Source organism: Streptococcus oralis, from assembly GCF_024399415.1.
Classification (GTDB): domain Bacteria; phylum Bacillota; class Bacilli; order Lactobacillales; family Streptococcaceae; genus Streptococcus; species Streptococcus oralis_CS.
This window is the reverse complement of record NZ_CP029257.1, coordinates 728,875-753,125: the sequence shown is the minus strand read 5'-3', so window position 1 is coordinate 753,125 and position 24,251 is coordinate 728,875. Positions and strand designations below refer to the sequence as shown.

Genomic DNA, 24,251 nt, shown 5'->3' with positions numbered 1-24,251 from the left:
ATGGTGATGCATTATACTTCAGTAATATCGATGATGATTTCTTCTTGGTCTTCAGCAACGTCTGGAGTTGTTGACTGTTCTTGCCACTGCTCCTTGAGATTGTTAAAGGTTTCCTTTGACGCTTCTGTCGCTTGTCGAGCACAGTTTTTAGCTTGGTCAAGGACACTATCAAAAGTGATTTCACCAGATTCTACTTGTTCCTTTGTTTTCAGTACAAAGTCAGTTGCCTGTTCCTTTACTTCTGTTAGTTTTTCACAAACCTGCTCTCTAGCATATTCTGGATCTTCTCTCAAATCATCTAGAAAATCCTGAGCTTGACTACAAACTTGCTTGCCCTTGTCACTCGTCAAAAACAAAGCAAGAGCTGCACCTGAAACTGTTCCTAAAAGGATAGAGGATAGTTTTCCCATAAGATTTCTCCTTTTTTATTTTTTGAAAAATTTACTTGCGAAACGAAGAGCGGACAAGCTTGCACCTGTTTTAATGGTCTTTGAACCAGCAGATGAAGCCTTTTTACCTAAAACACGTGCATGTTGGTTGAGATCAGATACTGACTCAGATAAGTCAGCCACAGCCGTAAAAAGTGGATCAATCGTCGCAACTTTGATATTGATATCGTCTGCTAACACATTGACCTTAGCCAACAATTCATTGGTCTGATGCAAGGTAACGTTCACATCTGAGCTCAACGTTTTGATGGTTTTCTCTGTTTCATCAATCATACGACCGGCTTTTTGAATCGTGATTGTCAAATAGACTAAACAGACAATCAAAGCAATCGCAACAAGAATATATGCAACTTCTAACATTTATTTTTCCTCCTCTGTATGATAGAAAGGGGCTTTCTTTTGATTTTGATAAAGTATGATAAAAATACCGAGTCCGATAAGGATAACTGATAACCATTGGGAAACTCGCAGACCAAAGAACATAAGGCTATCCGTCCGCATTCCTTCGATAATCATACGACCAAAACCATACCAAATCAAGTAGAAAGCAGTGATATGACCGCGTCTGATTCCCTTCAATTTTCGTCTAAAAATCAAGATTAAAGCAAATCCAATCAGGTTCCAAACCGACTCATATAAGAAGGTCGGCTGACGGTAGCTACCATCAATGTACATCTGGTCACGAATGAAGCCCGGCAAATAATCCAGACTATCTACCGCTGCACCGTAGGCTTCTTGGTTAAAGAAGTTCCCCCAGCGCCCTAAACTCTGGGCAACCATGACGCTCGGTGCTGCAATATCTAAGAAATCCCAAGTATTAATCAGCTTTCTATCTGCAAAGATATAAAGGACAATAGCCCCTGCTATCAAACCTCCATAAATGGCCAAACCACCATTCCAAATGGCGATGATTTCACCTGGATTTTGCAGATAATAATCTAAGCGAAAGAGTACGTAGTATAGTCTAGCACCTAAAATAGCTACTGGAAAAGCAATCAGGATAAAATCCAAAATATCATCTGATAGAATTTTCTTTTTAGGAGCTTCTTTCATGGCAAGATAAACTGCCAGAACCAAACCAGCTACAATACACAAAGCATACCAACGAATAGCAAAGGGGCCAATTTCAAATGCGACTGGATTAATCATGTTTCACCTCATTTTGAGCGATTAGATTTGTCAAGCGTTCTTCAAATAAACGCGTCGCATCAAAGCCCATTTCTTTAGCACGATAGTTCATGGCAGCTGCCTCAATAACAACGGAGATATTGCGTCCTGTTTTTACTGGGATGCGGATACGCGGAATCGTTACACCAGAAACTTCGAGTTCTTCGGCATTGTTTCCTAGACGGTCAAAGGTCTTATGCGTATCATAATTTTCCAAATAAACTGCTAGCTGAACTTGTGAAGAATCTTTTACAGCACTCGCACCATAAAGACTCATGATATCGATAATCCCAACTCCACGAATCTCAAGTAAATGCTTCAAGATTTCAGCAGGTTCGCCCCAAAGAGTCATCTCATCCTTAGAATAAATATCTACACGATCGTCTGCTACTAGACGGTGTCCACGTTTCACAAGCTCAAGACCTGTCTCGCTCTTACCGATACCACTATCCCCTTGGATCAAGACCCCCATGCCATAGATATCCATCAAGACACCATGCACGCTAGTACGTTTAGCCAAACGGGAATCAAGGTAGCTAGAAAGTTCTCCAGATAAACGACTGGTTGCTGTTCGACTGGTTAAAATCGCAATCTTGCATTCTCTAGCAGCCCTCAACATTTCCTCTGGTACTACCAGACCACGAGCCACGATAACCGCAGGTGTTTCAGGTAGAAACATCTTCTTCAAAACTTGATAACGGTTCTGGGCAGGCATGGCAACTAAATAGGACCACTCCTTCATCCCTAACAGCTGAATCCGTTCTGGTGTATAGTAATCAAAATAGCCCGTCATTTCAAGACCAGGTCTCATAATGTCCGCAGTATTGATTTCTTTTTCAAGTAATTCGCCTTCACCATAGACAATATCTAGTCTGAGTTTTTCAATGACATCTCTTACTAAAACCGACATAATTTCCTCCTTCAATCGAGTTCTCCCTACTATTATATCAGATTGTAGGTGGAAGTTTCCTTTTTTTGCAGGATTTACAGTATTTATTTGATGTTGCTTGGGAAAAGATTTGACTAGTAAGTCTTTTCCTACTCTTTTAAATTAACCGAGACAAATCTACTGCAAATTGGTCAACGTCTATCACCAAGTCTCTTCCAGATTTTTCTAAGTAAATCCTTGGAAGACCTTTTGTTAACATTCTGTTTGCATCAGCCATATCTTGAGGATAGGTATAGAACTGTTGACCTTTTGGAAACTGATTTCGGACTTGCCATTCTTCAAAGTCCTTCAAAAAAGTCTTATGAGACGGCATGCTGACTTCTTCGAACAAGGAATGGTCAAACAATCGTACCAAACGATATAGACCATGAATCTCATCCGCAAAGCACTTATCAATTTTTTCATAAGGGTAACCTCGCCTCTGATAAGCTAGGCATAAACTTTGTAAGGCCTCACTTAATGCAACTGCATCTTTTCTTGCCAAGTTTATAAAATACCGAACAGAAAATTCTTCCATGCCAGTTCGTTTTTTCTTCTCCAAAAACTGTTGTGCACGTAAAAGAGAATCGGATAATCTTTCTTCATCTTGATAATAAAGAGCGTATAAAAGATTCATCACATTTTCTGGATAATAGGTTCCTTTCAACAAGGGTAAATCTTTGGGGATGAATGATGGAATGGCTGAAAAATCGTTACAAGCAAAAGAGGTAAACAAGCCTTTCAAAATTCCATCTGTGTAAATGGTTCCACTTGCTAACAAACCGCCTCTCAGCAACTCGGTTCTTCCTGTTTGCCATAGAGCGTTGTTTAACTGCTTATAATCCCCATCTAAAAACGCAGCATAATAGGCAAAATATTGAATATCATCTAGCAATAAGCTACTGTACAATTTAACCCTTAAAACCTTGTCAGACAATACTTTTGAATCGGTCAAATACTTTTCAAAAATTCTTTGGTTTGACTCTTCCAATCTATCGGATCAGCACAATAACCCCAATCTTCCAAGTGATTTTCACGCATTTTTTGATATTCTTTTATATACTCTTTCATAAGAATTTGTTCCTCTAAATACTATGCAAAAAAAGACTAGACAAGTCTAGCCTTTCATTTCAAATTAGAATTTTTTACGTTTACGAGCTGCTTCTGATTTACGTTTACGTTTTACAGAAGGTTTTTCATAGAATTCACGTTTGCGTGTTTCTTGAAGAGTACCAGCTTTAGTAACCGCACGTTTGAAACGACGAAGTGCATCGTCAAGAGATTCATTCTTACGTACTACTGTTTTAGACATTTTTTTCACTCCCTTCAAGTTCAAGATCTATTCTATTTTACACGTAAAAGGAATAATTGTCAAGGGAAAACCTACATTTATTCCGATTTTCCGATTCAATAATTACTTTCTTGCCTATACTTTATCAAATCCACCAATTTTTACATCAAATCATACAACTTTGTTACTGCTTGTTCAAAAGGTTCAATATATTCCCAATATTCATCAGGAAGATTCGAAATCTTACTCAAGTCATTGCTGTCAAAATGATATACCAGATGACGAAGAATTTGATTTTCAATAAAATGCAAATCCCTCATCTGATCTATACTAATAGAATCGAGCTTTTCTACGTAGCGACATAAATCAGCTAGCGACTGCGAATCAAATACTTTTTCCTCGTGTAAATAATAGAGAAAGCTTTTGTTTTCAGCTTTTTTATTATCTTCTATCAAATTCCTATTCTTCGTATTCATTCCGATCCCTCCTGTAAAAGATTTTAAAAAAGCTACTTTTTAACAAATCCTTTACGAATTTTATAAAAGATCCACGCTCCCTTTCTTTGACTAGTTACGAGCTCAAACCTTATTAACAACAAGAATCGTCTAAATGCTTCTTCGCTTTGCACCTCTGGTAAAAAGTAAGATAACTTGTTATACTCACAAGCTAGTAAGAGTATCCCGTCTGATTTGAGTATTCTTCGAAGTTCCATAAAAGAAGCCTATAGGTCCTGCCAATGAAAATGAGTTTGAAAGGCTGTGATTAAATCAAAACTTCGAACCCCCTCTGAATAACTTTATTATACCACTTTAGCAGGATAGTGAACAATTGAGGCAAAATAATTAGACGATTTTCAAATCAATTACCAAAAAGAGAGAACCAATTGGTTCTCTCTTTCTGTTAGACTGACATCTTCTTAGATAGCAATGAATGTAATCATTTCAATCAAGTATCTAAAACAACTTATTAGATGACTTTCGCCACTAATTATTCTTCTTCAGATTTTTTTCTTTGAGCTAGAGAAATTAATCCCATACCTGATAAAGCAGCCAATAGACCAACTGTCAAGTGAGATGTCTCCTCAGAACCCGTATTTGGAAGAGTTTTAGCAGTTCTTTCTTCTGTAATACCTTGTTGTTCTGGATTTTCAACCACAGGAAGTTCTACTACTGTTGGAGTATAGAATCCTGAAATAATATTTCCATTGCGATCTTTACGGATCACTTTCACACCTTTAGCTTGTCCTACAAAGTCTGCCTCAGGGGTAAAGGTGACGGTGCCATCTGGTGAGATTACATAAGTTCCTTCACCTGGAACGACTTTTTCAGTTGTTCCATCTTCAAAGGTTGGCGGAACTGTCAGATCGACATCACCTGTAAAGTTTGGTTTACCAGTCTGAGTTTGACCTTTAAGACCTTCGGATGTCGCATCACTCACTTGTGTTTGTCCAAGGACAGTTGGTGTGTAATGAGCAATAACTACATTTCCATACATATCCAGACGTTTCACAACCAATCCTTTAGCTGTACCAACAAAGTCTGGTTCTGGTGTAAAGGTAATGTGACCATCTTTATCAATTGTATAGCTTCCTTCACCCGGAACAACCATAGTCGTGCTGCCATCCTCAAAGGTTGGTGGAACTGTACTATCGATATGTCCTTCAAACGTTGGTGTTGCCACTTGTGGTTGGCCTTTTGCTCCTGTAGAAGCCGTGTCATGACCAGTAGATGGATCTACAACTGTTGGACGATAGCTTGCAGTAACTGGAGTACCATTCTTATTCTTGCGGACAATCGTTACGCCTGTTCCTTTTCCTACAAAATTAGCTTCTGGAGTGAAGGTGACGATGCCATCTGGTGAGATTAAGTAAGTTCCTTCACCTGGAATCACTTTTTCAGTTGATCCATCTTCAAATGTTGCTGCCACAGTTTCATCGATTGGAACAAGCGGATTACCACCTTCAAATGTTGGCGTACCTGTTTGAACAAGACCCTTAATGTTAACTGAAGAAGTATCTTTACCAGTTGGTGTTACTTTCGTAAACTCTGGGCTGTAAGTCGCAGTAACTGGGATGCCATTCTTATCTACGCGTTTGACTGTGACTGGATCTGGTTTGCCTACAAACTGCTTATCTGGAGTGAAGGTCACTGTACCGTCTGGCGCAATCGTGTAAGTTCCTTGGCCTGGAATAGATTTCTCTTTGCTTCCATCTGCGAAGGTTGGCTCGACTGTTTCATCAATTGGAACCAGTGGATCGCCACCTTGGAAGGTTGGAGTACCAGTTTGTGGGACACCTTGAGGACCTGTGCTGGTTGCACCGGTTCCTGTAGGAGTCACTTTCGTAAACTCTGGACTGTAGGTTGCAGTAACTGAAGTACCATTCTTATCCACACGTTTCACTGTAACTGGATCTGGGTTTCCAACAAACTGTTTGTCTGGCGTGAAAGTTACAGTTCCATTTGATGCAATCGTGTAAGTTCCTTGACCTGGAATAGACTTCTCTTTGCTTCCATCGTCGAAGATTGGCTCTACTGTTTCATCGATTGGAACCAGTGGATCACCACCTTGGAAGGTTGGAGTACCTGTTTGCGGAACACCCTGAGGGCCTGTGCTGGTTGCGTTAGTGCTGGTTGGAACTACTTCTTTCACCACCGCATGGTACTTGACAGTAACAGGAGTTCCGTTGACATCCACACGAGTCAATTCAAGTTCTGGTGTTTCACCCTTGAACTGTTTATCAGGAGTGAAGGTCACCTTACCGTCTGCGTCCACTTCGAACTTACCAACATTTGGCACTTCTTTCACGGTTGTACCATTGTCAAATAGTGGAGTTGAATCAGCTGGGAATGGAACTGAGTCATGGCCTGGAGTGAAGGTCACTTTACCTTCTTGGACTTGACCTTGCAGACCCTCTGTCTTATCACCTGAACCAGTCGGAGTTACCTTAGTAAACTCTGGACTGTAAGTCGCAGTAACTGGGGTGCCATTCTTATCTACACGTTTAACTGTGACTGGAGTTGGGTTTCCGACAAACTGTTTGTCTGGAGTGAAGGTGACGGTGCCATCTGGTGAGATTGCATAAGTTCCTTGGCCTGGAATAGATTTCTCTTTGCTTCCATCTTCGAAGGTTGGCTCAACTGTTTCATCGATTGGAACCAGTGAATCGCCACCTTGGAAGCTTGGAGTTCCTGTTTGCGGAACACCTTGAGGACCTGTGCTGGTTACGTTAGTGCTAGTTGGGGTTACCTTAGTCACTGTTGGAGTATAAGTCGCAGTAACCTCTGTACCGTTCTTATCTACACGTTTGACTGTGACTGGATCTGGGTTGCCTACAAACTGCTTGTCTGGAGTGAAGGTTACTGTTCCGTCTGGCGCAATTGTGTAAGTTCCTTGGCCTGGAATATTCTTTTCCTTGCTTCCATCTGCGAAGGTTGGCTCTACTGTTTCATCAATTGGAACCAGTGGATCACCACCAGCAAATGTTGGAGTCCCGGTTTGTGGAACACCCTGAGGACCTGTGCTGGTTGCGCCAGTTCCTGTAGGTGTTACCTTGGTCACTGTTGGGGTATAAGTCGCAGTAACTGGGGTCCCGTTCTTATCTACACGTTTGACTGTGACTGGATCTGGGTTGCCTACAAACTGCTTGTCTGGAGTGAAGGTTACTGTTCCGTCTGGCGCAATTGTGTAAGTTCCTTGGCCTGGAATATTCTTTTCCTTGCTTCCATCTGCGAAGGTTGGCTCTACTGTTTCATCAATTGGAACCAGTGGATCACCACCAGCAAATGTTGGAGTCCCGGTTTGTGGAACACCCTGAGGACCTGTGCTGGTTGCGCCAGTTCCTGTTGGTGTTACCTTGGTCACTGTTGGGGTATAAGTCGCAGTAACTGGGGTCCCGTTCTTATCCACACGTTTGACTGTAACTGGATCTGGGTTTCCGACAAACTGTTTGTCTGGGGTGAAGGTCACTGTTCCGTCTGGTGCAATCGTGTAGGTTCCTTGACCCGGAATAGACTTCTCTTTGCTTCCATCTTCGAAGGTTGGCTCTACTGTTTCATCAATTGGAACCAATGGATTACCTTCTGTGAAGGTTGGGGTACCTTTTTGCGGTTGACCTTGGATACCCGTGCTAGTTGCGCTAGTTCCTGTTGGTGTTACTTTCGTAAACTCTGGACTGTAAGTCGCAGTAACTGGAGTACCATTCTTATCCACACGTTTGACTGTGACTGGAGTTGGGTTTCCAACAAACTGTTTGTCTGGCGTGAAAGTTACAGTTCCATTTGATGCAATCGTGTAAGTTCCTTGACCTGGAATAGACTTCTCTTTGCTTCCATCTTCGAAGGTTGGCTCTACTGTTTCATCGATTGGAACCAATGGATCGCCACCTTGGAAGCTTGGAGTGCCTGTTTGTGGAACACCCTGAGGACCTGTGCTGGTTGCGTTAGTGCTGATTGGGGTTACCTTGGTCACTGTTGGGGTATAGGTCGCAGTGACTGAGGTGCCATTCTTATCCACACGTTTCACTGTGACTGGAGTTGGTGTACCAACATACTGTTTTTCTGGCGTAAAGGTAATAGAGCCATCTGGATTGATGCTGTATTCACCTACACCTGGAACTGTTTTTGTTGACTGATCATCTTCGAAAGTCATTGGTTTCGTATCATCAATTGGAACAGCCGGATTACCTTCTGTGAAGGTTGGGGTACCCTTTTGCGGTTGACCTTGGATACCATTTGAAGTGGCGTCTGTTGAAGTTGGGGTTACTTCTTTCACCACCGCTTGGTACTTGACAGTAACAGGAGTTCCGTTGACATCCACACGAGTCAATTCAAGCTCTGGTGTTTCACCCTTGAACTGTTTGTCTGGTGTGAAAGTTACTTTTCCGTCTGCGTCCACTTCGAACTTACCGACATTTGGCACTTCTTTCACAGTTGTACCATTGTCAAATAGTGGAGTTGAATCAGCTGGGAATGGAACTGAGGCATGACCTGGAGTGAAGGTCACTTTACCTTCTTGGACCTGACCTTGTAGACCCTCTGTCTTATCTCCCGTACCAGTTGGTGTTACCTTAGTAAACTCTGGACTGTAAGTCGCAGTCACTGGGGTGCCATTCTTATCTACGCGTTTGACTGTGACTGGATCTGGTTTGCCTACAAACTGCTTGTCTGGAGTGAAAGTTACAGTTCCGTCTGGCGCAATCGTGTAAGTTCCTTGACCTGAAATCACTTTTTCCTTGCTTCCATCTGCGAAGGTTGGCTCGACTGTTTCATCGATTGGAACCAGTGGATCACCACCTTGGAAGCTTGGAGTGCCTGTTTGTGGAACACCCTGAGGGCCTGTGCTGGTTGCGTTAGTTCCTGTAGGTGTCACTTTAGTCACTGTTGGTTTATAATGTGCTCGGTAAGGAACACCGTTAGAATCATTTACTTGGACAGTAACTGGGTCTGGAGTACCGACAAAATTTTTGTTAGGTTTGAAAGTGACTTGACCAGTGTTAGGGTCTAACTCATAAGTTCCAACTGACTGACCATTGGATGTAGCAGGAACTGAGCTACCAGTAATAGGTTGGCCGTTAGCATCCACAAAGGTCGCAGGGCGTGAAGCATCTGGAGTCACTGGCGTTTTAGCTGGATCGCCATCATTAAAGATTAGATTTTTGTTTTGTTCTTGACCTTGAACACCAGTTGATTCATATGTCGGTATCTTTCGAACAGTAGGGATGTAGCGACCATCCATATTGTTCAAAATGTCATTCTTATTTGGATTTGATGCATCAGTTGATTGCCAGTTAGTTGATGAACCGTTTGAGTCTGTACGACGAATATTAATCCCTTCAGCAGTTCCTATGAAGTCTGCATTTGGTGTGAACACTACATCGATATCATCACCATTAGCAGTCACTACATAGGTCCCTTCAGGACGCACATAAGTATTGCCGTTAGTTGGAGTCAAGACATTCCCTTGATTATCCAAAACCTGTGGCGCTTGGCTACTCATGCTAGCATTAGTTACAAAATCTGAACGATCTGGTCCTTTAGGTGTGAAGTGAACTGTAGCATTTTGTGTCTCACCTTGAAGACCAGTTGTTTCTTTCTTTTCACCTTGAGGTGGATAAGTACGACGAACCAACATGTCCTCAACTTCACCACTAAAGGCAGTCCCGGTAGGCTTCTCAATATCACCTGCATTAGTCGCAATACGCACACGCATTCCAAGTTGGTCAACTAATCCACCACTAAGACTCGGAATTGCATTAAATGTTAAAGTGTGGTCTCCATTAGCAGTTATTTCTTTAACCACACTGCCTTCATTATCATCAAATTTCCCGTTATTATTGAAGTCCACCCATGCTTTGACATATGCTTTAGCATTACCATTTGGATTAGCCTTAATCTTAAGGGTATAAGTGCCATTCTTAGCTTTGTTTAAATCCAAGAGGTCGTTAGTGTTGCTATATTGATCAGCAGTTAGCAATTGCTGCGGACCTTCATCTGAAACATCCTCACGATCATCAGAAGTCCAGTCATTTTTAGAATCCACATCGATATCTGCTTCTGTAGAACCTAAGTAAGGTTGCTTTATTTGAACATTTGTTATCGAATCGCGTGTAGAGATAGTATGATGAGCTTCACCGTAACTTTCTGGCGCATCACCACCATCAACTACCAAGAATCCCATCATAAGTGCCTGTTGCCCTGCGGTCGCAACATAAAAACCTACCTCAGAAGCCCCACGGGTCATTACAACTGGTACTGCTTTACTTGCTGAAACTATTGGTCCAAATACTTGACTACCCAGACCACCTGTAACTGTATCAGGACTCAAAAACTTATTCCAATCGATAGTCTTATCTTTTAGGATGAGTAGACCACCTCTTGTTGTCTTGTCAGCCTGCTTAACAAGTTCTTCAGTCGTAACAGTGTAAGGTCCTTTTGCACGAGGACCTTTCATCCATTCTCCTACGTATTCCCAACCTTCACCGTTAGTGGTAAAAATACCATATTCACCAGGGTTAGCATCTTCTCCATCAGCCATAACAACTGCTGGTTTTACTTTTTTTCCACGATAAGTGGCTTCTATTTTAAATTTAACCCCCCAGTTTACACCATCAACTGGTACGATAATTTGAGTTTTATGGCCTTTTGTATCAAAACCTTGTCCACCAATAGTACTCCATTTATCTTGTGGTTGACCTGATACAGGAGGTGGAGTTTTTCCATAATCTTTCCAGTTTTTTAAATAACTGTTTGTTGCATTTGGATCATAAGTTCCAGCAGATGAAGTTCCTTCCACACGCTTTTTATAAATTTCAGTAGCGTGGAATGGTTTAAGCTCAGTAACTGTCAAGGTAACTACATAACCAGGTGAAATTTCTTTCGTATAAGTAGTTCCAATCTTAAACCCTCCCTGAGGATCTAAGTTTTTCAAGCTTGCTGTATCAGAGAAATCAATCCAGTTAATTTGTTTTGCTAATTGTGTACTTTCTTTCTTCTCTGATTCAGACAATTCTGGTTTAGATGTACGTGGTACAGGAGTCGCATCGTCCGCACCTGCATAACTAGCTGGTGCAACTGAAGTTGCCTGGGTATCACGACGAACTCTACGAGAACGTGTAGATTGTTCAGTAACACTAGACGTCTCAGTAGGTTCAGCAATTATTGGAGCAACTGCAGTTTCTGGTTTAGTACTCTCTGTAGATTTATCTTCTGGAGAAGTAACTGGTTTCTCAACAGGAGACTGTGATGTTTCAGAGATAACCGATTGGTCATTGTTCTTTTTATCAGCAGGCTCTGTTCCAGAATTTGAAGTTGCTGTTTCTTTAGTTGGTTGAGAGGATTCTACTACAGATGGTGTTTCAGACTTTTCTGATGTTTTAGAATCTGTAGGTGATATAGAAGTCCCCGTTGTCTTATCAAAGTTTGTTTTAGCTACCTCGTTTAAAGAGTTTGTCACACTCGTCTCATCAGCATTAACTTGAGAAGTTGCTCCCAAAAGGACCAAGGTGGACAAGAGCACAGAACAAACACCTACATTTAGTTTTCGAATAGAAAACTTATGAAGGCGTGGATTAAATAAATCTTTCCCCATTATAATCTCCTTAATTATAATTTTATAACTCAGAACATTATACAACTTTTTTTATAGCTTCGCTACTAAGTAAACTTAAAAAATTTTAGTTATTATTTAAATTATAAAAGAAAAAAACTACGTATACTTAACTTCAATTATTATCTTGTTATATTTTTTCCTGCATTAAAATTTATATAATTTCTTTATTCAAATATTTTATAGTTTAAACCAAAATTATCAAAATTTCACTTCTAGCTTATAAGAATCAAAAAACCACTCACTCCAAAGAGCAAGTGGTTCGTGTAATTTTTATTTTTCAAGTAAGCTGAGCGCTTCTGCATCAGCGATAATAGTCACATCAGGGTGGTTTTGTAGACTACTTGCTGGGAGGTTCTCAGTCACTGGGCCAGATACTGTTCCAGCAATAGCTTCTGCTTTTGACTCACCGTAAGCAAAAAGAATAATTGACTTGGCATCCAAGATGTTTTTAATTCCCATTGAAATGGCTTGAGTTGGAACGTCTTCAATCTTGTCAAAAAAGCGAGCATTAGCTTCGATGGTAGATTGATCAAGTTCTACTAGATGCGTTTGGCTATCAAATGGAGTTCCTGGCTCGTTAAAGCCGATATGTCCGTTGCGACCAATTCCCAAGATTTGCAAATCAACAGGATGGTCCGCCAAAATTTGATTGTAGCGTTCAACTTCTTCTTCAGCATTGTCCTTAACCCCACGAGGCAAGAAACTTTCTTTAAATGGTTTTTGGTTGAACAAGTTTTCCTGCATGAAGTAACGATAAGACTGCGGATTGTCCCCATCAAGCCCTACATACTCATCAAGGTTCACACTGGTTAGATTTGAAAAATCAAGGTCACTCTCAACGATTTCCTTGTAAAATTCAAGTGGACTGCTTCCTGTCGCAAGTCCTAATGTTTGAGCACCATTGGCCAATTTTTCCTTCAAAATCTCAAAAGCTACTTTTCCACCTTCGACTTGATTCTCAACTTTTATAACTTTCATTTTATATCCTCCATGTTTCTATATTTATTATATGGTATAGACCAATTTTTGTCAAGTGAAAACGATTTAATTTCTTAAAAAAGAGCGTCTAAACTTGAAACATGTTATAATGGATAAGATTAGAACTTAGAAAGAATGATAAAAAAATGAATACAGCTGATTTTGATTTCCACTTACCTGAGGAATTGATTGCCCAAACACCCCTTGAAAAACGTGATGCGTCTAAACTTCTTATCGTTAATCGCGAGACGAGAGAAATGCAGGATAAACACTTTCACTCTATTATTGATATGTTGGAACCAGGTGATGCCCTTGTTATGAACGACACTCGCGTTCTCCCTGCCCGCCTCTATGGTCAAAAGGAAGAGACCGGAGGTCATGTGGAGCTTCTCCTGCTCAAAAATACTAGTGGTGATGAGTGGGAAGTCCTCGCTAAACCTGCCAAACGCCTCAAGGTTGGTACTCGTGTCAGCTTTGGCGATGGCCGCCTCAGCGCTGTTGTTACCGAAGAATTAACCCACGGGGGCCGCATTGTCCGCTTTGAATACCAAGGAATTTTCCTAGAAGTTTTGGAAAGTCTAGGTGAAATGCCACTGCCGCCTTATATCCATGAAAAACTAGATGATCGCGAACGTTATCAAACGGTCTACGCTAAAGAAAGTGGCTCTGCTGCTGCACCGACTGCTGGTCTCCACTTTACTAAAGAACTGCTAGCAGAAATCCAAGCCAAGGGTGTTCATCTGGTTTATCTCACTCTTCACGTCGGACTCGGAACCTTTAGACCTGTCTCTGTTGACAATCTGGACGAACATGAAATGCACTCAGAATTCTACCAACTTTCTGAGAAAGCAGCTGCCACCCTTCGCTCTGTCAAGGAAAATGGAGGTCGCGTCATCGCTGTCGGAACCACTTCGATCCGCACACTGGAAACCATCGGTTCCAAGTTTAATGGGCAAATCCAAGCAGATTCTGGCTGGACCAATATCTTTATCAAACCAGGCTACGACTGGAAGGTTGTGGATGCTTTTTCAACCAACTTCCACCTACCCAAGTCAACTCTTGTTATGCTAGTTTCTGCCTTTGCCGGTCGTGACTTAGTCCTAGATGCCTATCACCATGCCATCCAAGAACACTACCGCTTCTTCAGTTTTGGAGATGCTATGTTTATCTATTAAGAAAATCCCTATTAGGAAACCTAATAGGGATTTTTTTAATTATTCCATACTAAACTTTGGATCTTTCAAACTCTGAACACTGGCATTGATAACTGCTCCGATAATCAAAATCTTTGCAATGAGAATAAACCAAAACATCATGACTACCACGATAATGGAACTGAAAAATCGAACGTCAACTAGATGATTAACATAACTATTGACGTAGACAGAAAAGATATTCAATAAAAAGATAAGAGTTAGCAAAACAAAGACACTTCCTGGTAAAACATAGCGGATTCGTGGTGCTTTTACTTTTGGAAGGAAGTAATAAATCATAACTAGAATGGCAAAGATCAAGGCATAGACCAGAGGGCCTGTAAAGTCTTGCAGGTAGGAGAATAGCGAACTGTCTGATTGCCAGTAAGTTTTGAGGATGTTGAGCAACATACGACCAAACATACTCAAAAATAAGGCCAATGCAAAAAGAATCTGCAAGCCGAAACTAACAAGTAAACTCATCAACTGATGGGAGATAATTCCTCGACTCTTGGTCACTCCATAGGCTTTATTAAAGGCTTTTTGGAGGAAATCCATTGATTTCGAAAAGGTCCAGAGGGCAGATAAAACGGCAAAACTCAGCAAACCAGTTGATGGTTGAGTCAGAACTTCTCGTACAATCTTGGCAACCACATCATACACCGTATCAGGCAAGAATTCCTTGATTGTCAGTAAGAAATTTGAGACTGGAATCTGAAAATAAGGCAAAATATTGACCATTATCATCAGCAAGGGGAAGATTGAAATCAACCAATAGTAGGCAACCGCAACACTGGTCAACTCACTATCAGATGCTTGATAATAATGCAAAAAAGCTTTCAATAAGGGCCTGTCCATCAGCTCTTTCCACCACTTTTTCATGTTCCATCCTCCGTCATTTTCTTCATCATCTAAGTTCTTCTGATTAAATCTAGCATATCATAAGGTAAAGTATTTGCGGCTTCTTTCAGAGAATAATTTTCTAAATTATTCACATTTTGTCGTAGTTTTTTGGCATACTTGGCTGTTATCAGTTTAGCTTCTTCGTATTCAAAGATTGCCTTACGTTCGAGATAGTAGCCTCGTAGCATTTCATCGATATTGTTTGGCTTGATGCGATTGATAACCCGCTCAACAAAAGCACCACTTCCGATAATAGCCGTCTCGCGTAGACGAGATTCTTGCATAAAACTAATCAGAGAACTCTTGTAAACCCCTTTTAGGTTTTCCAAACTCTCGATAATCAGCTCTGTATTTTCCAAATACAACTCTGAAATCTGATCATAGTCAACTGCTAGTAGTTTACGAGATTCTTCGTTCATCCAACTACGGAAAGTTTTGCCAAAGGTAAACATTTCATGGAGTAGAAAGCGCAGTATCCGTAAGGAAACTAGGAAGTAATAAGTCACTCTAGAAGCGAAATTCCGATTGATACTCTGCTCCATGTTTTTTAGGTAACGTTGGTAAACTCGATAGCCACGCTCACTAATTCTATTTTCTTCATAGGCTTGCTCCAAACCGTCACTCTCAATACTCAAGATAAGAAGCTTTAAGGACTCCCAGTCCTCTTGGACTCTCTTATTTTCCAGACTAAGGATGAGATTTTCAATCCGACCATGGTAATTATCAATAGCTGCATAAAGAGGAAGTTTATTCTTGTGATGGTCTAGTTCTTTTTCTAATTCTGCAGCTACATCATTCAGAATCGCAATATGCATCAAATGGTCCTTGCTTTCCTCTTGTTCCTCAGATAAGTGAGGGAGGACTAGTAAACCTGTTAAAAAGCTCAACAGTGTAACGCCTGCTACAAGGAAGAGTAACAAAGGATATTCCTGCTCCAAATGACTTGGTATGAGGAGAATAGTCGCGATAGATACTGTCCCTTTGACACCAGAGAAGGTCAAAAGAAGCATATCTTTCATGTACTTATGAATTTTTTTCTTAAGTCGACGCGTCCTCACAAAGTAAAAACCAGCAATCATGACAAAGCGGATCGCAAAGAGTAAGAAGGTCAGAACGACAACTGAAAGCAGTAAAAGAAGGGGATTGTAGAGAGAATTAGACAAGATCGGCTCTGCTATCAACTCTAATTCCATTCCCAAGAGAACAAAGACTGATCCATTTAGCATAAAGGTCACGGTGTGCCAGACGGTCTCCGTCACGGTGTCTACCTGAGCCTCAAGGAGCGTAATTTTCTTAAAACGACTGGCCTTCAAAATACCTGCAACCACTACTGCTATAATCCCTGAAACATGAAACTCTTCTGCGATGAAAAAGGTCATGAGTGGCAAACTTAGCTCTAGCAATAGTTCACTGGCTATATCTATCGCTCGCACACTCAGTAAAAAGCTATGCAAAAAACGATTGACCATAGCCGTCACAAAACCGACTACAAAACCACCAAGGATAGAAAACGCTAGGGAAGTTCCAGCTTGGCTGAAAGAAAAGGTTCCTGTTGTCCAAGCAGCAAGAGCCATCTGAAAGGCAACCAAACCAGAAGCGTCATTTAAGAGTCCTTCCCCTTTTAGGATATTAGAAACCCGTTTGGGAAAACGAAAACGTTCAGAAAGAGATGCGAAGGCAACCAAATCTGTTGGCCCAAGTGCCGCCCCAACTGCTAAACAGGCCGCCAAAGGAAGAGTCATCCAAAGGAAGTGAGCCATGCCCCCCAAGCTCAAGGTCGAGATAAAAATCACAGGAAAGATCAGAAAGACAACAATCCGCCAGTGCTTCAAAATGGACGTAATATCCGCTTCTTCTGCCTCCCGAAAAAGTAAGGGACCAATAACTATGGCCAGAAACAGCTCTGTATTGAGATGAAAGTCCGCATCGGGAACAAATAAGCCAATTCCAATCCCCAAAAGGATTTGTACAAGAGGAAGGGGCAAAAAAGGGAGAAGTTTATTGGTCGTGGTTGAAATGATTAAGACAAATAAAAATAGAATCAAGTAAATGAGTAATTCCACACAATTCCTCCTTAATCTTTTTTACAACAAGATTCAAAAATCTCCTTTTGCTCTTGGATTTTCTGATCAATCTTAGAACAGTCTTTGTGCTCAATTTTTTTCTGGCACCGTTCCATTTCAAGAGCCACTAATTTTTTCTTAATTTTAAGCATTTTCTTGCTCATATGTGCTTCGTCGAGCACCCCGACTGCTCGCTCGTGATGCGTTGACTCGACAAAATTTTGGCGCATTGCCTCAAGCTTCTCACGAAGGTATTGTTTATCCATGTCTATACCTTTCTAATTTTTCAATCATAACTAAAAACGGTGGATTATTAACTTGGTTGAGTGTCCGATAAATGGCAGCTGTATACTCTTGTTGGTTCAACTGGCTAACAAAATCCAATACAGCATCCCTCTCGGTGTCTCCTCCTTCATGACCATAGTAAATCATGATTGCAATCCGTCCCCCTTTGACAAGCAAGTGACACAGCTTTTCTAAGGCTTCGATAGTAGTCTGAGGTTGAGTGATGACGGATTTGTCAGCAGAAGGCAGATAACCCAGATTAAAAATCCCTGCCTTAGCTTCTGTCACAAACTGGTCTAGTGTCTCATGACCTTGCAAGATTAACTGGGTATTTGTCATTCCAGCCTGATCCAAACGCTCTTGCGTCTTCTCCAAAGCCTGCTCCTGAATATCAAAGGCATAGACTTGCTTGGCTAGCTTGGCTAAAAAAAGGGTATCATGGCCATTGCCCATGGTCGCATCCACTACGATATCATCCTGAGTCACAACCTCAGCCAAAAAATCATGTGCCATCTCAAGTGGTCTTTTCATTTTTAAACTCCTGTTTTACAGCCTTGCATCCTTGCACACTTCCACGACGGCGCATCTCAGTTTCAATAGCATTTAGCACTTCCCATTTATTGAGGCTCCACATAGGACCAATCAACATATCTCTCGGTGCATCTCCTGTAATTCGATGGATGACGATATGCTTGGGAATGATTTCCAACTGGTCACAAATGACCTTGACATACTCGTCCTGACTCATCAGTTGCAAACGTCCTTCGTGGTAATCTCGCTGCATCCGTGTATTGGTCATGAGGTGAAGCAAGTGCAGTTTAATTCCTTGAATATCATTGTCCGTGACACAGCGACGGACATTTTCAACCATCATCTCATGGGTTTCCCCTGGAAGACCGTTGATCAAATGGGAAACAATCTCAATCTTGGGATATTTCCTCAAGCGTTTTACTGTTTCCACATACAATTCATAAGAATGGGCACGGTTAATCAGGTCAGAGGTTGCTTCAAAGGTTGTCTGTAAGCCCAATTCTACCGTCACATGCATGCGTTCCGACAACTCAGCCAAATATTCGATGGTTTCATCGGGTAAACAGTCTGGGCGCGTTCCGATATTGATTCCTACTACACCTGGCTCATTGATAGCCTGCTCGTAACGTTCTCGAATCACTTCCACCTTTTCATGGGTGTTGGTAAAGTTTTGGAAATAAACTAGATATTTTTTAACATCTGGCCATTTGCGGTGCATAAAGTCAATTTCCTTATAAAATTGCTCACGAATAGGGGCATTCGGTGCCACGATGGCATCTCCAGAACCTGAAACCGTACAAAAAGTACAACCACCATGTGCTACAGTTCCATCCCGATTTGGACAGTCAAATCCCGCATCGATAGGAACTTTGAAAGTCTTTTCTCCGAAAAGTTTTCGATAATAATCATTCAAGGTATTATAAGATTTCATAACTTTCATTATAACAAAAAACACCTACAATCTCAAAAGCCTGACTTTCCAACAAATTCCCTTGTTTCTCATTTCCTTTAGCGTTTTTTTATGATACAATATTGGTATGATTTTAATGAAAATAGCATCTATTTTATTATTGATATTAACCTTGGTGGTTTGCTTTATTGTCACCAAGCTTTTTGGACTTAGGAAAATAGGATTTAATTTCGCGGATCTAGCTTTTCCACTTTTGGTATTTGAGTACCATCTGATTACTGCTAAAGCCTTTACCCACAACTTTCTACCGCGACTTGGAGTCGCACTTTCTCTCCTAGCAATCCTCCTTGTAGTCTTTTTCCTTGTCAAAAAACGAAGTTTTTATTACCCTAAATTCATCAAATTCTTCTGGAGAGCCGGTTTTCTCCTTACCTTAATCATCTACATAGCTATGATTGTCGAATTGATGATGCTCCCATAAAAAACATTCCCTCAGACAGCTGTCTAAGGGAATGTTTTTATCTTCATACTTACTTTCTAAGCTCTACCAAGATACTTTTTCTTATTTCCTAAATGTCAAGGCGTAGAATTTGCCATCCCAAAGAAGTTTCATTTCCTTTTCCTTAACTTCGCTTGGAACAGCATTCTCAATTTCACTCAAATCAACAGTAGCGTCTTTAAAATAATCCTTACTAAAATGATTTTTCTTATATTGCTGATCCACATAGTCAGCCGTCTCATCTGCGATTAAAATTTTGGTTCCTGGCTTCGCCACTCGTAGCATTTCCTGCATAGCCTTGGCCTTATCATTGAAAAAATTGATTCCGCCAATATGGTAGACAATGTCAAAACTATTATCCGCAAAGGGTAGTTCCTCCGCGCAAGCATGGAAAAGTTGCAAATTGGTCTTTTTAGCGCAAGATCTCTGGCATTTTTTTAGCATACTGATAGAAATATCTACCCCTACAAAGTCTAAACTTTTCAGGTCAATTGTCTCAGGAATATAACGGAGGTCTTGACCAGTCCCTATAGAGACATAAAGAACAGATAAATTATCTTTCCATTCTATTTCCTCCATCAGATCCCTTCTCAACTTATCAATCGCCTTGCCGTGGAGAAGTGGTCCTATCCATTTCTCACTCATATCGTACCAGCGAGCCATACGGTTATACATGGTCATGTATTTAGCATTATCTCCAGATAGATAATCTGGATTAAGAGACAGATAGATATCGCCATCTTTTTGAAAATTTTCTACCTCTAAACCTGACTTTAATTTATCTTGTAATCTTGTTTCAATCATATGCAACATCTCCTTTTTTATTTGTCACCTATTATAGTGGAATTCATCGCAAAAACAATAGCTTTTTAGTAAGTGGCAACTATCCACTTGTATCCGGTAGTAGAACCAGGGTCAGTTACAAAAAACAAGTGCCAATTTCCATTGACACTTGTTTCTACTTTTAAACTGCGTTGCAACATTTCGTGAAAGATACCGTTTAAAAAACTTAATCTTCTTTTTTGCGTCTTGCCAAGAATCCTGTTCCCAATCCAAGAAGGGCGATTCCCGCTACTAGAGTCGCTTGGTTAGACTCGCTTCCTGTATTAGGTAATTCCCCACCTTTTTTAGGCTTACCTGGTTCATTTGGTTTACCAGGTGTTGGTTTTTCAGGAGTGTGTGTATTTGTAATGTTGTAACCTTCTACTGAAGCTGTATAACCATCTGGAACATTCACTTCTTCAACAGTGTAGGCAATCTCCTTACCTTCTTGATAACGATCAAGACCTGTAAACTCATAAGTCCAGCCACTTGTTTCTGACACTGTAGCTGTCTGACCAGTTTCCTTACCATCTGCAAGAAGTTTTACGGTGATAGATGCTGGACGGATGCCATCTTTGTTATCTTCATCTTTCCAGATCTTATGACCTTTTACAGCTGTTTTTTCTGGAGTATGTTCGTTGGTAATGGTGTACTTTCCATCCTTATCTGTAGTGATGGTTGCTTTGTATTCTGTCATAGCAGTTTCTTTGACAGTATACTTGATTTCTTTACCATTCTCATACTTAGGAAGTTTTTTAGATTCGAACTTCCAGCCAGTTTTTTCTGAAACTTCAATTTCTTGAACAACTTTTTCTCCGTTAAGAATTTGAACTTTCACAGATGTTGTACGTTTACCGTCTTGGTTGTTGTTATCTTTCCAAACCTTAGTTCCGGAAAGAACTACTGTTTTTGGTGTGTAATTGTTTGTAACTACTTGACCAGTCACAGAAGATTCGTAACCAGCTGGTACATCCACTTCCTTGATAGAATAGGTGATTTCTTTTCCAGCTTCGTATTGTGGAAGATTGGTGAAGGATGCTACCCAAGTGTTATCATCAGTCTTTTCCTTAGCTGTTAAGGTCAATTTCTTACCTTCAACGGCTACTGGATCTGCATTTCCTACTTTTTTATAAAGTTGAACCGTTACGGACTCAGGACGTTTACCATCTTGGTTGTTCGCATCGTTCCATACTTTTGTTACCTTGTAGTCAATTTCTTTAGGAGCATATTTGTTTGTGATGGTAAAGTCTGTAATAGTCGCTTCGTATTCTGCTACGGCTTCTTCTGTTACAGTGTATTTGATTTCTTTACCAGCTTTATATTTTGCTAATTTTTCGAATGTAGCAGTCCATGTTCCGTCTGCAGCAGCCTGAATTTCTTTCGAATCAACTTTCTTACCGTCTGCTAAAAGATTGATTGTAATCTTAGTCGGACGTTTGCCGTCTTGGTTATTAGCGTCATCCCAGTTCTTAGTTGCTTTTACATCAACTGTTTCTGGTGAATAGCTATTTGTGATGGTGAATCCAGATGCAGCATCACCAGTAATTTCAGAAGTGTAACCAGCAACAGTTACTTCTACTACCGTGTACTGGATTGGTGTGCCGCCTTTATCAGCATCAAGGTCTTTGAAGCTTCCAGCCCAACCATTTGCTTCAGTCAATTCAAGTGTTTTACCAGTATCTTGACCATCTGCAAGCAATTTAACTGTGACAGAAGTTGGACGTTTACCGTCTTGGTTGTTCTCGTCCTTCCATACTTTCTTCACAGGAACTTCCGTTTTTGCTGGAGTGTAAGTATTCTCGAAAGCTTTTTCATCATCGTAAGAAACAGTTGCTTCAAGTGCACCTTTACCCTTGTCCGCTACAGTAACTGTAGCCGTGACAGTTTTAGTGTCGTACTTGATGTTTGTATCACTGCCAGCTTTTTCAGCAATTTTAAAGGTATAAGTCCCTGCTTTGTCGAATTCCAATTCTGAGAAAGCAATGTTTCCGTCTTTGTCATTCTTCACAGTTTCTTTCACCTTACCATCTTGGTCTGTTAAAGTGAATTCAAACTCTTCAGCCTTCAACTCACGTCCTGTAAGTTTTTTATTAGCTTTAATCTTAACTTTAGCTTTGCTACGTTTATTTGTAACTGTTTTGATAGCTCCATCTTGTCCAACAGTCATCTCAAATGGAGTAGGATTCAACTCATATCCCTCAGGAGCTTCAATCTCGGTTACTGTAAAGTTCCCTTTCTTGATATCACTTTCTGAGTAAATAGATGACTCAGCAATTCCGTCATCATTTGTCGTTACAATTTCCTCTTTAGCCGTAGCTCCTGCCGGAGGAGTAATCTTGAATTTTGCTCCTTTTAGACGGTCATGAGTCAGCTCGTCGACCTTGTAAAGAATGATACGGTAACCAGTTTCTAACTGAATTGTACCACCAGAAGCAACGACTGAGTTTCCGATTTGCTTAACGACTGTCTTATTACTATAGTCGTCATATGTTAGAATCTGGTCATCACCCTTCATTTCAGCATTGTTTTGGACTTGCGTGCCATCAGCTGGAGCACTTGTTTTATAATTAATTCGAAATGCTGCTGGTTTACCGTTCTTCGCAAGAATTGAAGATGCATTGTTAATTGTTAAAGTAAATTCTGTGTAAGAATCATTCCATTTTACTTGATAATCCTTACCAGCTTCTAAAACCACTTCATCTTTAAAGTAATAATATTGATCATACCAACCTGCCGTGACGCTAAATGTTTCAGGGATCATCTGCATTGGTGAAGCATTTGGATCTACCCAGTCATGAATTTCAATTTTATTATAGGCTGCTTGTTTCGGATTAACACGAACATACCAGCTGTGTAAGTATTTTCCACTCTTATTTAGAGCCTTGGATGTCCAATCCTCTTTGTAAATCAAACCATGATATTTATTGAAATTAGCTCGACCGATTCCTTCAGAATAATCAGCTGTACCACCTTTTTTCACCTTGATTTGATGGGTAATTTCATTTATGGTTTCCGTTTTATCAAAACGAAGCGTTTCATTGCTTAATTCATTTTTAGAACTAAAACCAACAAAGAAATTCCCTTTAACGTTTTGGACTTGATAGCCACCTTTTTTCTCAAGATAGGTTTTCAGATTTTTTAATGTAATAGTTGCCTTACCACCATTATTATCCCCGTTTGATACAATTTGGGTTTCTCCGATAACCAGATCGGTTTCCTTATCTTTTAAATCAAAGGTTTCATTTCTAACCGTTAAAGGACTCGGAACAGTAAAGGTAAAGGTATCACCGTCCTCTAATTTACCATCATAGGCGCTCAAATCGTAATCAACAGTGAATTTATAATTTGAGTAGTTATGATGCTCAGGAGAAAGTGTATAAACACCATTCGCATCCGGTTTTATAAACTTACCATTATCAACCTCCCAAATTCCAATATTACTGATAACGTTCTTCAGTTCCTTTGCTTGAACTGAATTTGGAGCAAAGATTATCCCTAGCAAACAGGCCAGAGAAGTTAGGATGGGTAACCAGAATTTCTTGTTCTTCATAATCTTCCTTTCTAAATTACCGAAAACATTAAACCGACAAACTATGATTATAAAATCTCAACACTCATCTCCTTTCGAATTCGTTGAAATCCATGAGGGTTATTGAATAAGTTACATCATATTAACATGTTTCATAACTATATGTGAGTGCAATATTTATCATATTTGTTCTATTTTTAATATAGAAACCTCCTTTAATTTCATTATAAAACAAAATTAACTTTTTTTGTAATATTATGAGGTTATTGCCTTTTGAAAATATTGACACAGTGTAAAATTACTGCCATAAAAATTAATTCTTTCATCAGACTGAAGTTTCTTTAAGTATAGTGAACACTTACGAACAACTTCTCTTTTAAACAAACAGAAAGGAACAATGCACAAAACGTTCCATTTATTTATAAGTTTGATACACCTTAATAATTATCCAAACTATTTTATATAAGTAAAAATCAGAAGAGATTTAGCAATAGTCATATACCATACTGGTAAATAGTTTAATTTATCATATTTCATTATTCTGAATCATAGAAAAAAGACCAGGGGGTTATCCCTGATCTTTCTTTACTGTACTTA

General features: G+C 40.2%; 18 protein-coding genes and 1 pseudogene. 2 read left to right on the top strand and 17 right to left on the bottom strand.

Annotated elements, in window-relative coordinates:
- Positions 1–11 precede the first annotated feature (11 nt).
- The 10 genes and pseudogenes from DG474_RS03675 to DG474_RS03630 form a co-directional block, all read right to left on the bottom strand.
- Positions 12–410 (bottom strand): YtxH domain-containing protein, encoded by a 399-nt coding sequence (locus tag DG474_RS03675; protein WP_000517391.1) that lies wholly within the window; start codon positions 408–410, stop codon positions 12–14.
- Between the two features lie 15 nt (positions 411–425).
- Positions 426–809: a DUF948 domain-containing protein gene (locus DG474_RS03670; protein WP_000895027.1), complete on the bottom strand. Its 384-nt coding sequence runs from the start codon at positions 807–809 to the stop codon at positions 426–428.
- On the bottom strand, positions 810–1,598 hold the full coding sequence (gene lgt, locus DG474_RS03665; RefSeq protein WP_255778836.1) for a prolipoprotein diacylglyceryl transferase: 789 nt from the start codon (positions 1,596–1,598) through the stop codon (positions 810–812).
- Positions 1,591–2,526 carry an HPr(Ser) kinase/phosphatase gene (hprK, locus tag DG474_RS03660; RefSeq protein WP_000115190.1) on the bottom strand — a complete coding sequence of 312 codons (936 nt, stop codon included), beginning with the start codon at positions 2,524–2,526 and terminating at the stop codon, positions 1,591–1,593. The genes lgt and hprK overlap by 8 nt, the downstream gene beginning before the upstream one ends.
- A gap of 136 nt (positions 2,527–2,662) precedes the next feature.
- A complete protein-coding gene (locus tag DG474_RS03655; protein WP_255778835.1) occupies positions 2,663–3,535 on the bottom strand; it encodes a hypothetical protein in 873 nt (290 codons plus the stop codon).
- A 144-nt stretch (positions 3,536–3,679) separates the two neighbouring features.
- Complete coding sequence (gene rpsU, locus DG474_RS03650) at positions 3,680–3,856, bottom strand: 30S ribosomal protein S21 (protein WP_000048054.1); 177 nt, start codon at positions 3,854–3,856, stop codon at positions 3,680–3,682.
- Between the two features lie 140 nt (positions 3,857–3,996).
- On the bottom strand, positions 3,997–4,311 hold the full coding sequence (locus tag DG474_RS03645) for a hypothetical protein (protein WP_247940987.1): 315 nt from the start codon (positions 4,309–4,311) through the stop codon (positions 3,997–3,999).
- A 32-nt stretch (positions 4,312–4,343) separates the two neighbouring features.
- A pseudogene (locus DG474_RS03640) lies at positions 4,344–4,610 on the bottom strand (methyltransferase domain-containing protein); the annotation flags it as partial.
- Between the two features lie 212 nt (positions 4,611–4,822).
- Positions 4,823–11,920 carry a GEVED domain-containing protein gene (locus DG474_RS03635; RefSeq protein WP_255778834.1) on the bottom strand — a complete coding sequence of 2,366 codons (7,098 nt, stop codon included), beginning with the start codon at positions 11,918–11,920 and terminating at the stop codon, positions 4,823–4,825.
- Between the two features lie 291 nt (positions 11,921–12,211).
- Positions 12,212–12,919, bottom strand: a complete 708-nt coding sequence (locus DG474_RS03630) for a glucosamine-6-phosphate deaminase (protein ID WP_000864607.1) — start codon at positions 12,917–12,919, stop codon at positions 12,212–12,214.
- A gap of 146 nt (positions 12,920–13,065) precedes the next feature.
- Here DG474_RS03630 and queA point away from each other — a divergent pair, with 146 nt between their 5' ends.
- Entirely contained in the window at positions 13,066–14,094 is a 1,029-nt protein-coding gene (gene queA / locus DG474_RS03625; protein ID WP_255778833.1) for a tRNA preQ1(34) S-adenosylmethionine ribosyltransferase-isomerase QueA, read from the top strand.
- A gap of 39 nt (positions 14,095–14,133) precedes the next feature.
- Here queA and DG474_RS03620 read toward each other — a convergent pair whose 3' ends face one another.
- The 5 genes from DG474_RS03620 to mnmL are packed head-to-tail and all read right to left on the bottom strand — an operon-like array spanning position 14,134 to position 18,834.
- A complete protein-coding gene (locus DG474_RS03620; protein ID WP_255778832.1) occupies positions 14,134–14,994 on the bottom strand; it encodes a YihY/virulence factor BrkB family protein in 861 nt (286 codons plus the stop codon).
- A 29-nt stretch (positions 14,995–15,023) separates the two neighbouring features.
- Positions 15,024–17,078 (bottom strand): cation:proton antiporter, encoded by a 2,055-nt coding sequence (locus DG474_RS03615; protein ID WP_125384497.1) that lies wholly within the window; start codon positions 17,076–17,078, stop codon positions 15,024–15,026.
- A gap of 11 nt (positions 17,079–17,089) precedes the next feature.
- On the bottom strand, positions 17,090–17,344 hold the full coding sequence (locus DG474_RS03610; RefSeq protein ID WP_000361094.1) for a hypothetical protein: 255 nt from the start codon (positions 17,342–17,344) through the stop codon (positions 17,090–17,092).
- Positions 17,337–17,894: a tRNA 5-(aminomethyl)-2-thiouridylate-methyltransferase MnmM gene (mnmM, locus tag DG474_RS03605; RefSeq protein ID WP_255778831.1), complete on the bottom strand. Its 558-nt coding sequence runs from the start codon at positions 17,892–17,894 to the stop codon at positions 17,337–17,339. Before mnmM ends, DG474_RS03610 begins: the two co-directional genes overlap by 8 nt.
- Positions 17,878–18,834, bottom strand: a complete 957-nt coding sequence (gene mnmL / locus DG474_RS03600) for a tRNA modification radical SAM protein MnmL/YtqA (protein WP_255778830.1) — start codon at positions 18,832–18,834, stop codon at positions 17,878–17,880. Before mnmL ends, mnmM begins: the two co-directional genes overlap by 17 nt.
- 91 nt (positions 18,835–18,925) lie before the next feature.
- On the opposite strand from mnmL, the gene DG474_RS03595 reads away from it, so the two are divergent.
- Positions 18,926–19,285, top strand: coding sequence for a DUF3397 domain-containing protein (locus tag DG474_RS03595; protein ID WP_255778958.1), 360 nt, complete (start codon positions 18,926–18,928; stop codon positions 19,283–19,285).
- Positions 19,286–19,366: 81 nt separating this feature from the next.
- On the opposite strand, the gene DG474_RS03590 is transcribed toward DG474_RS03595, so the two are convergent.
- Together DG474_RS03590 and DG474_RS03585 are read right to left on the bottom strand one after the other, a co-directional pair.
- Positions 19,367–20,107, bottom strand: coding sequence for a class I SAM-dependent methyltransferase (locus DG474_RS03590; protein ID WP_042902092.1), 741 nt, complete (start codon positions 20,105–20,107; stop codon positions 19,367–19,369).
- Between the two features lie 205 nt (positions 20,108–20,312).
- On the bottom strand, positions 20,313–23,675 hold the full coding sequence (locus DG474_RS03585; protein ID WP_255778829.1) for a Cna B-type domain-containing protein: 3,363 nt from the start codon (positions 23,673–23,675) through the stop codon (positions 20,313–20,315).
- Positions 23,676–24,251 lie beyond the last annotated feature (576 nt).

Coding starts and splice junctions, on each gene's coding strand:
- hprK (WP_000115190.1), bottom strand. CDS start 2,526: ATGTCGGTTTTAGTAAGAGATGTCATTGAAAAACTCAGACTAGATATT.
- mnmL (WP_255778830.1), bottom strand. CDS start 18,834: ATGAAAGTTATGAAATCTTATAATACCTTGAATGATTATTATCGAAAA.
- DG474_RS03585 (WP_255778829.1), bottom strand. CDS start 23,675: ATGAAGAACAAGAAATTCTGGTTACCCATCCTAACTTCTCTGGCCTGT.
- DG474_RS03675 (WP_000517391.1), bottom strand. CDS start 410: ATGGGAAAACTATCCTCTATCCTTTTAGGAACAGTTTCAGGTGCAGCT.
- rpsU (WP_000048054.1), bottom strand. CDS start 3,856: ATGTCTAAAACAGTAGTACGTAAGAATGAATCTCTTGACGATGCACTT.
- DG474_RS03670 (WP_000895027.1), bottom strand. CDS start 809: ATGTTAGAAGTTGCATATATTCTTGTTGCGATTGCTTTGATTGTCTGT.
- DG474_RS03610 (WP_000361094.1), bottom strand. CDS start 17,344: ATGGATAAACAATACCTTCGTGAGAAGCTTGAGGCAATGCGCCAAAAT.
- DG474_RS03630 (WP_000864607.1), bottom strand. CDS start 12,919: ATGAAAGTTATAAAAGTTGAGAATCAAGTCGAAGGTGGAAAAGTAGCT.
- mnmM (WP_255778831.1), bottom strand. CDS start 17,894: ATGAAAAGACCACTTGAGATGGCACATGATTTTTTGGCTGAGGTTGTG.
- DG474_RS03590 (WP_042902092.1), bottom strand. CDS start 20,107: ATGATTGAAACAAGATTACAAGATAAATTAAAGTCAGGTTTAGAGGTA.
- DG474_RS03635 (WP_255778834.1), bottom strand. CDS start 11,920: ATGGGGAAAGATTTATTTAATCCACGCCTTCATAAGTTTTCTATTCGA.
- queA (WP_255778833.1), top strand. CDS start 13,066: ATGAATACAGCTGATTTTGATTTCCACTTACCTGAGGAATTGATTGCC.
- lgt (WP_255778836.1), bottom strand. CDS start 1,598: ATGATTAATCCAGTCGCATTTGAAATTGGCCCCTTTGCTATTCGTTGG.
- DG474_RS03645 (WP_247940987.1), bottom strand. CDS start 4,311: ATGAATACGAAGAATAGGAATTTGATAGAAGATAATAAAAAAGCTGAA.
- DG474_RS03620 (WP_255778832.1), bottom strand. CDS start 14,994: ATGAAAAAGTGGTGGAAAGAGCTGATGGACAGGCCCTTATTGAAAGCT.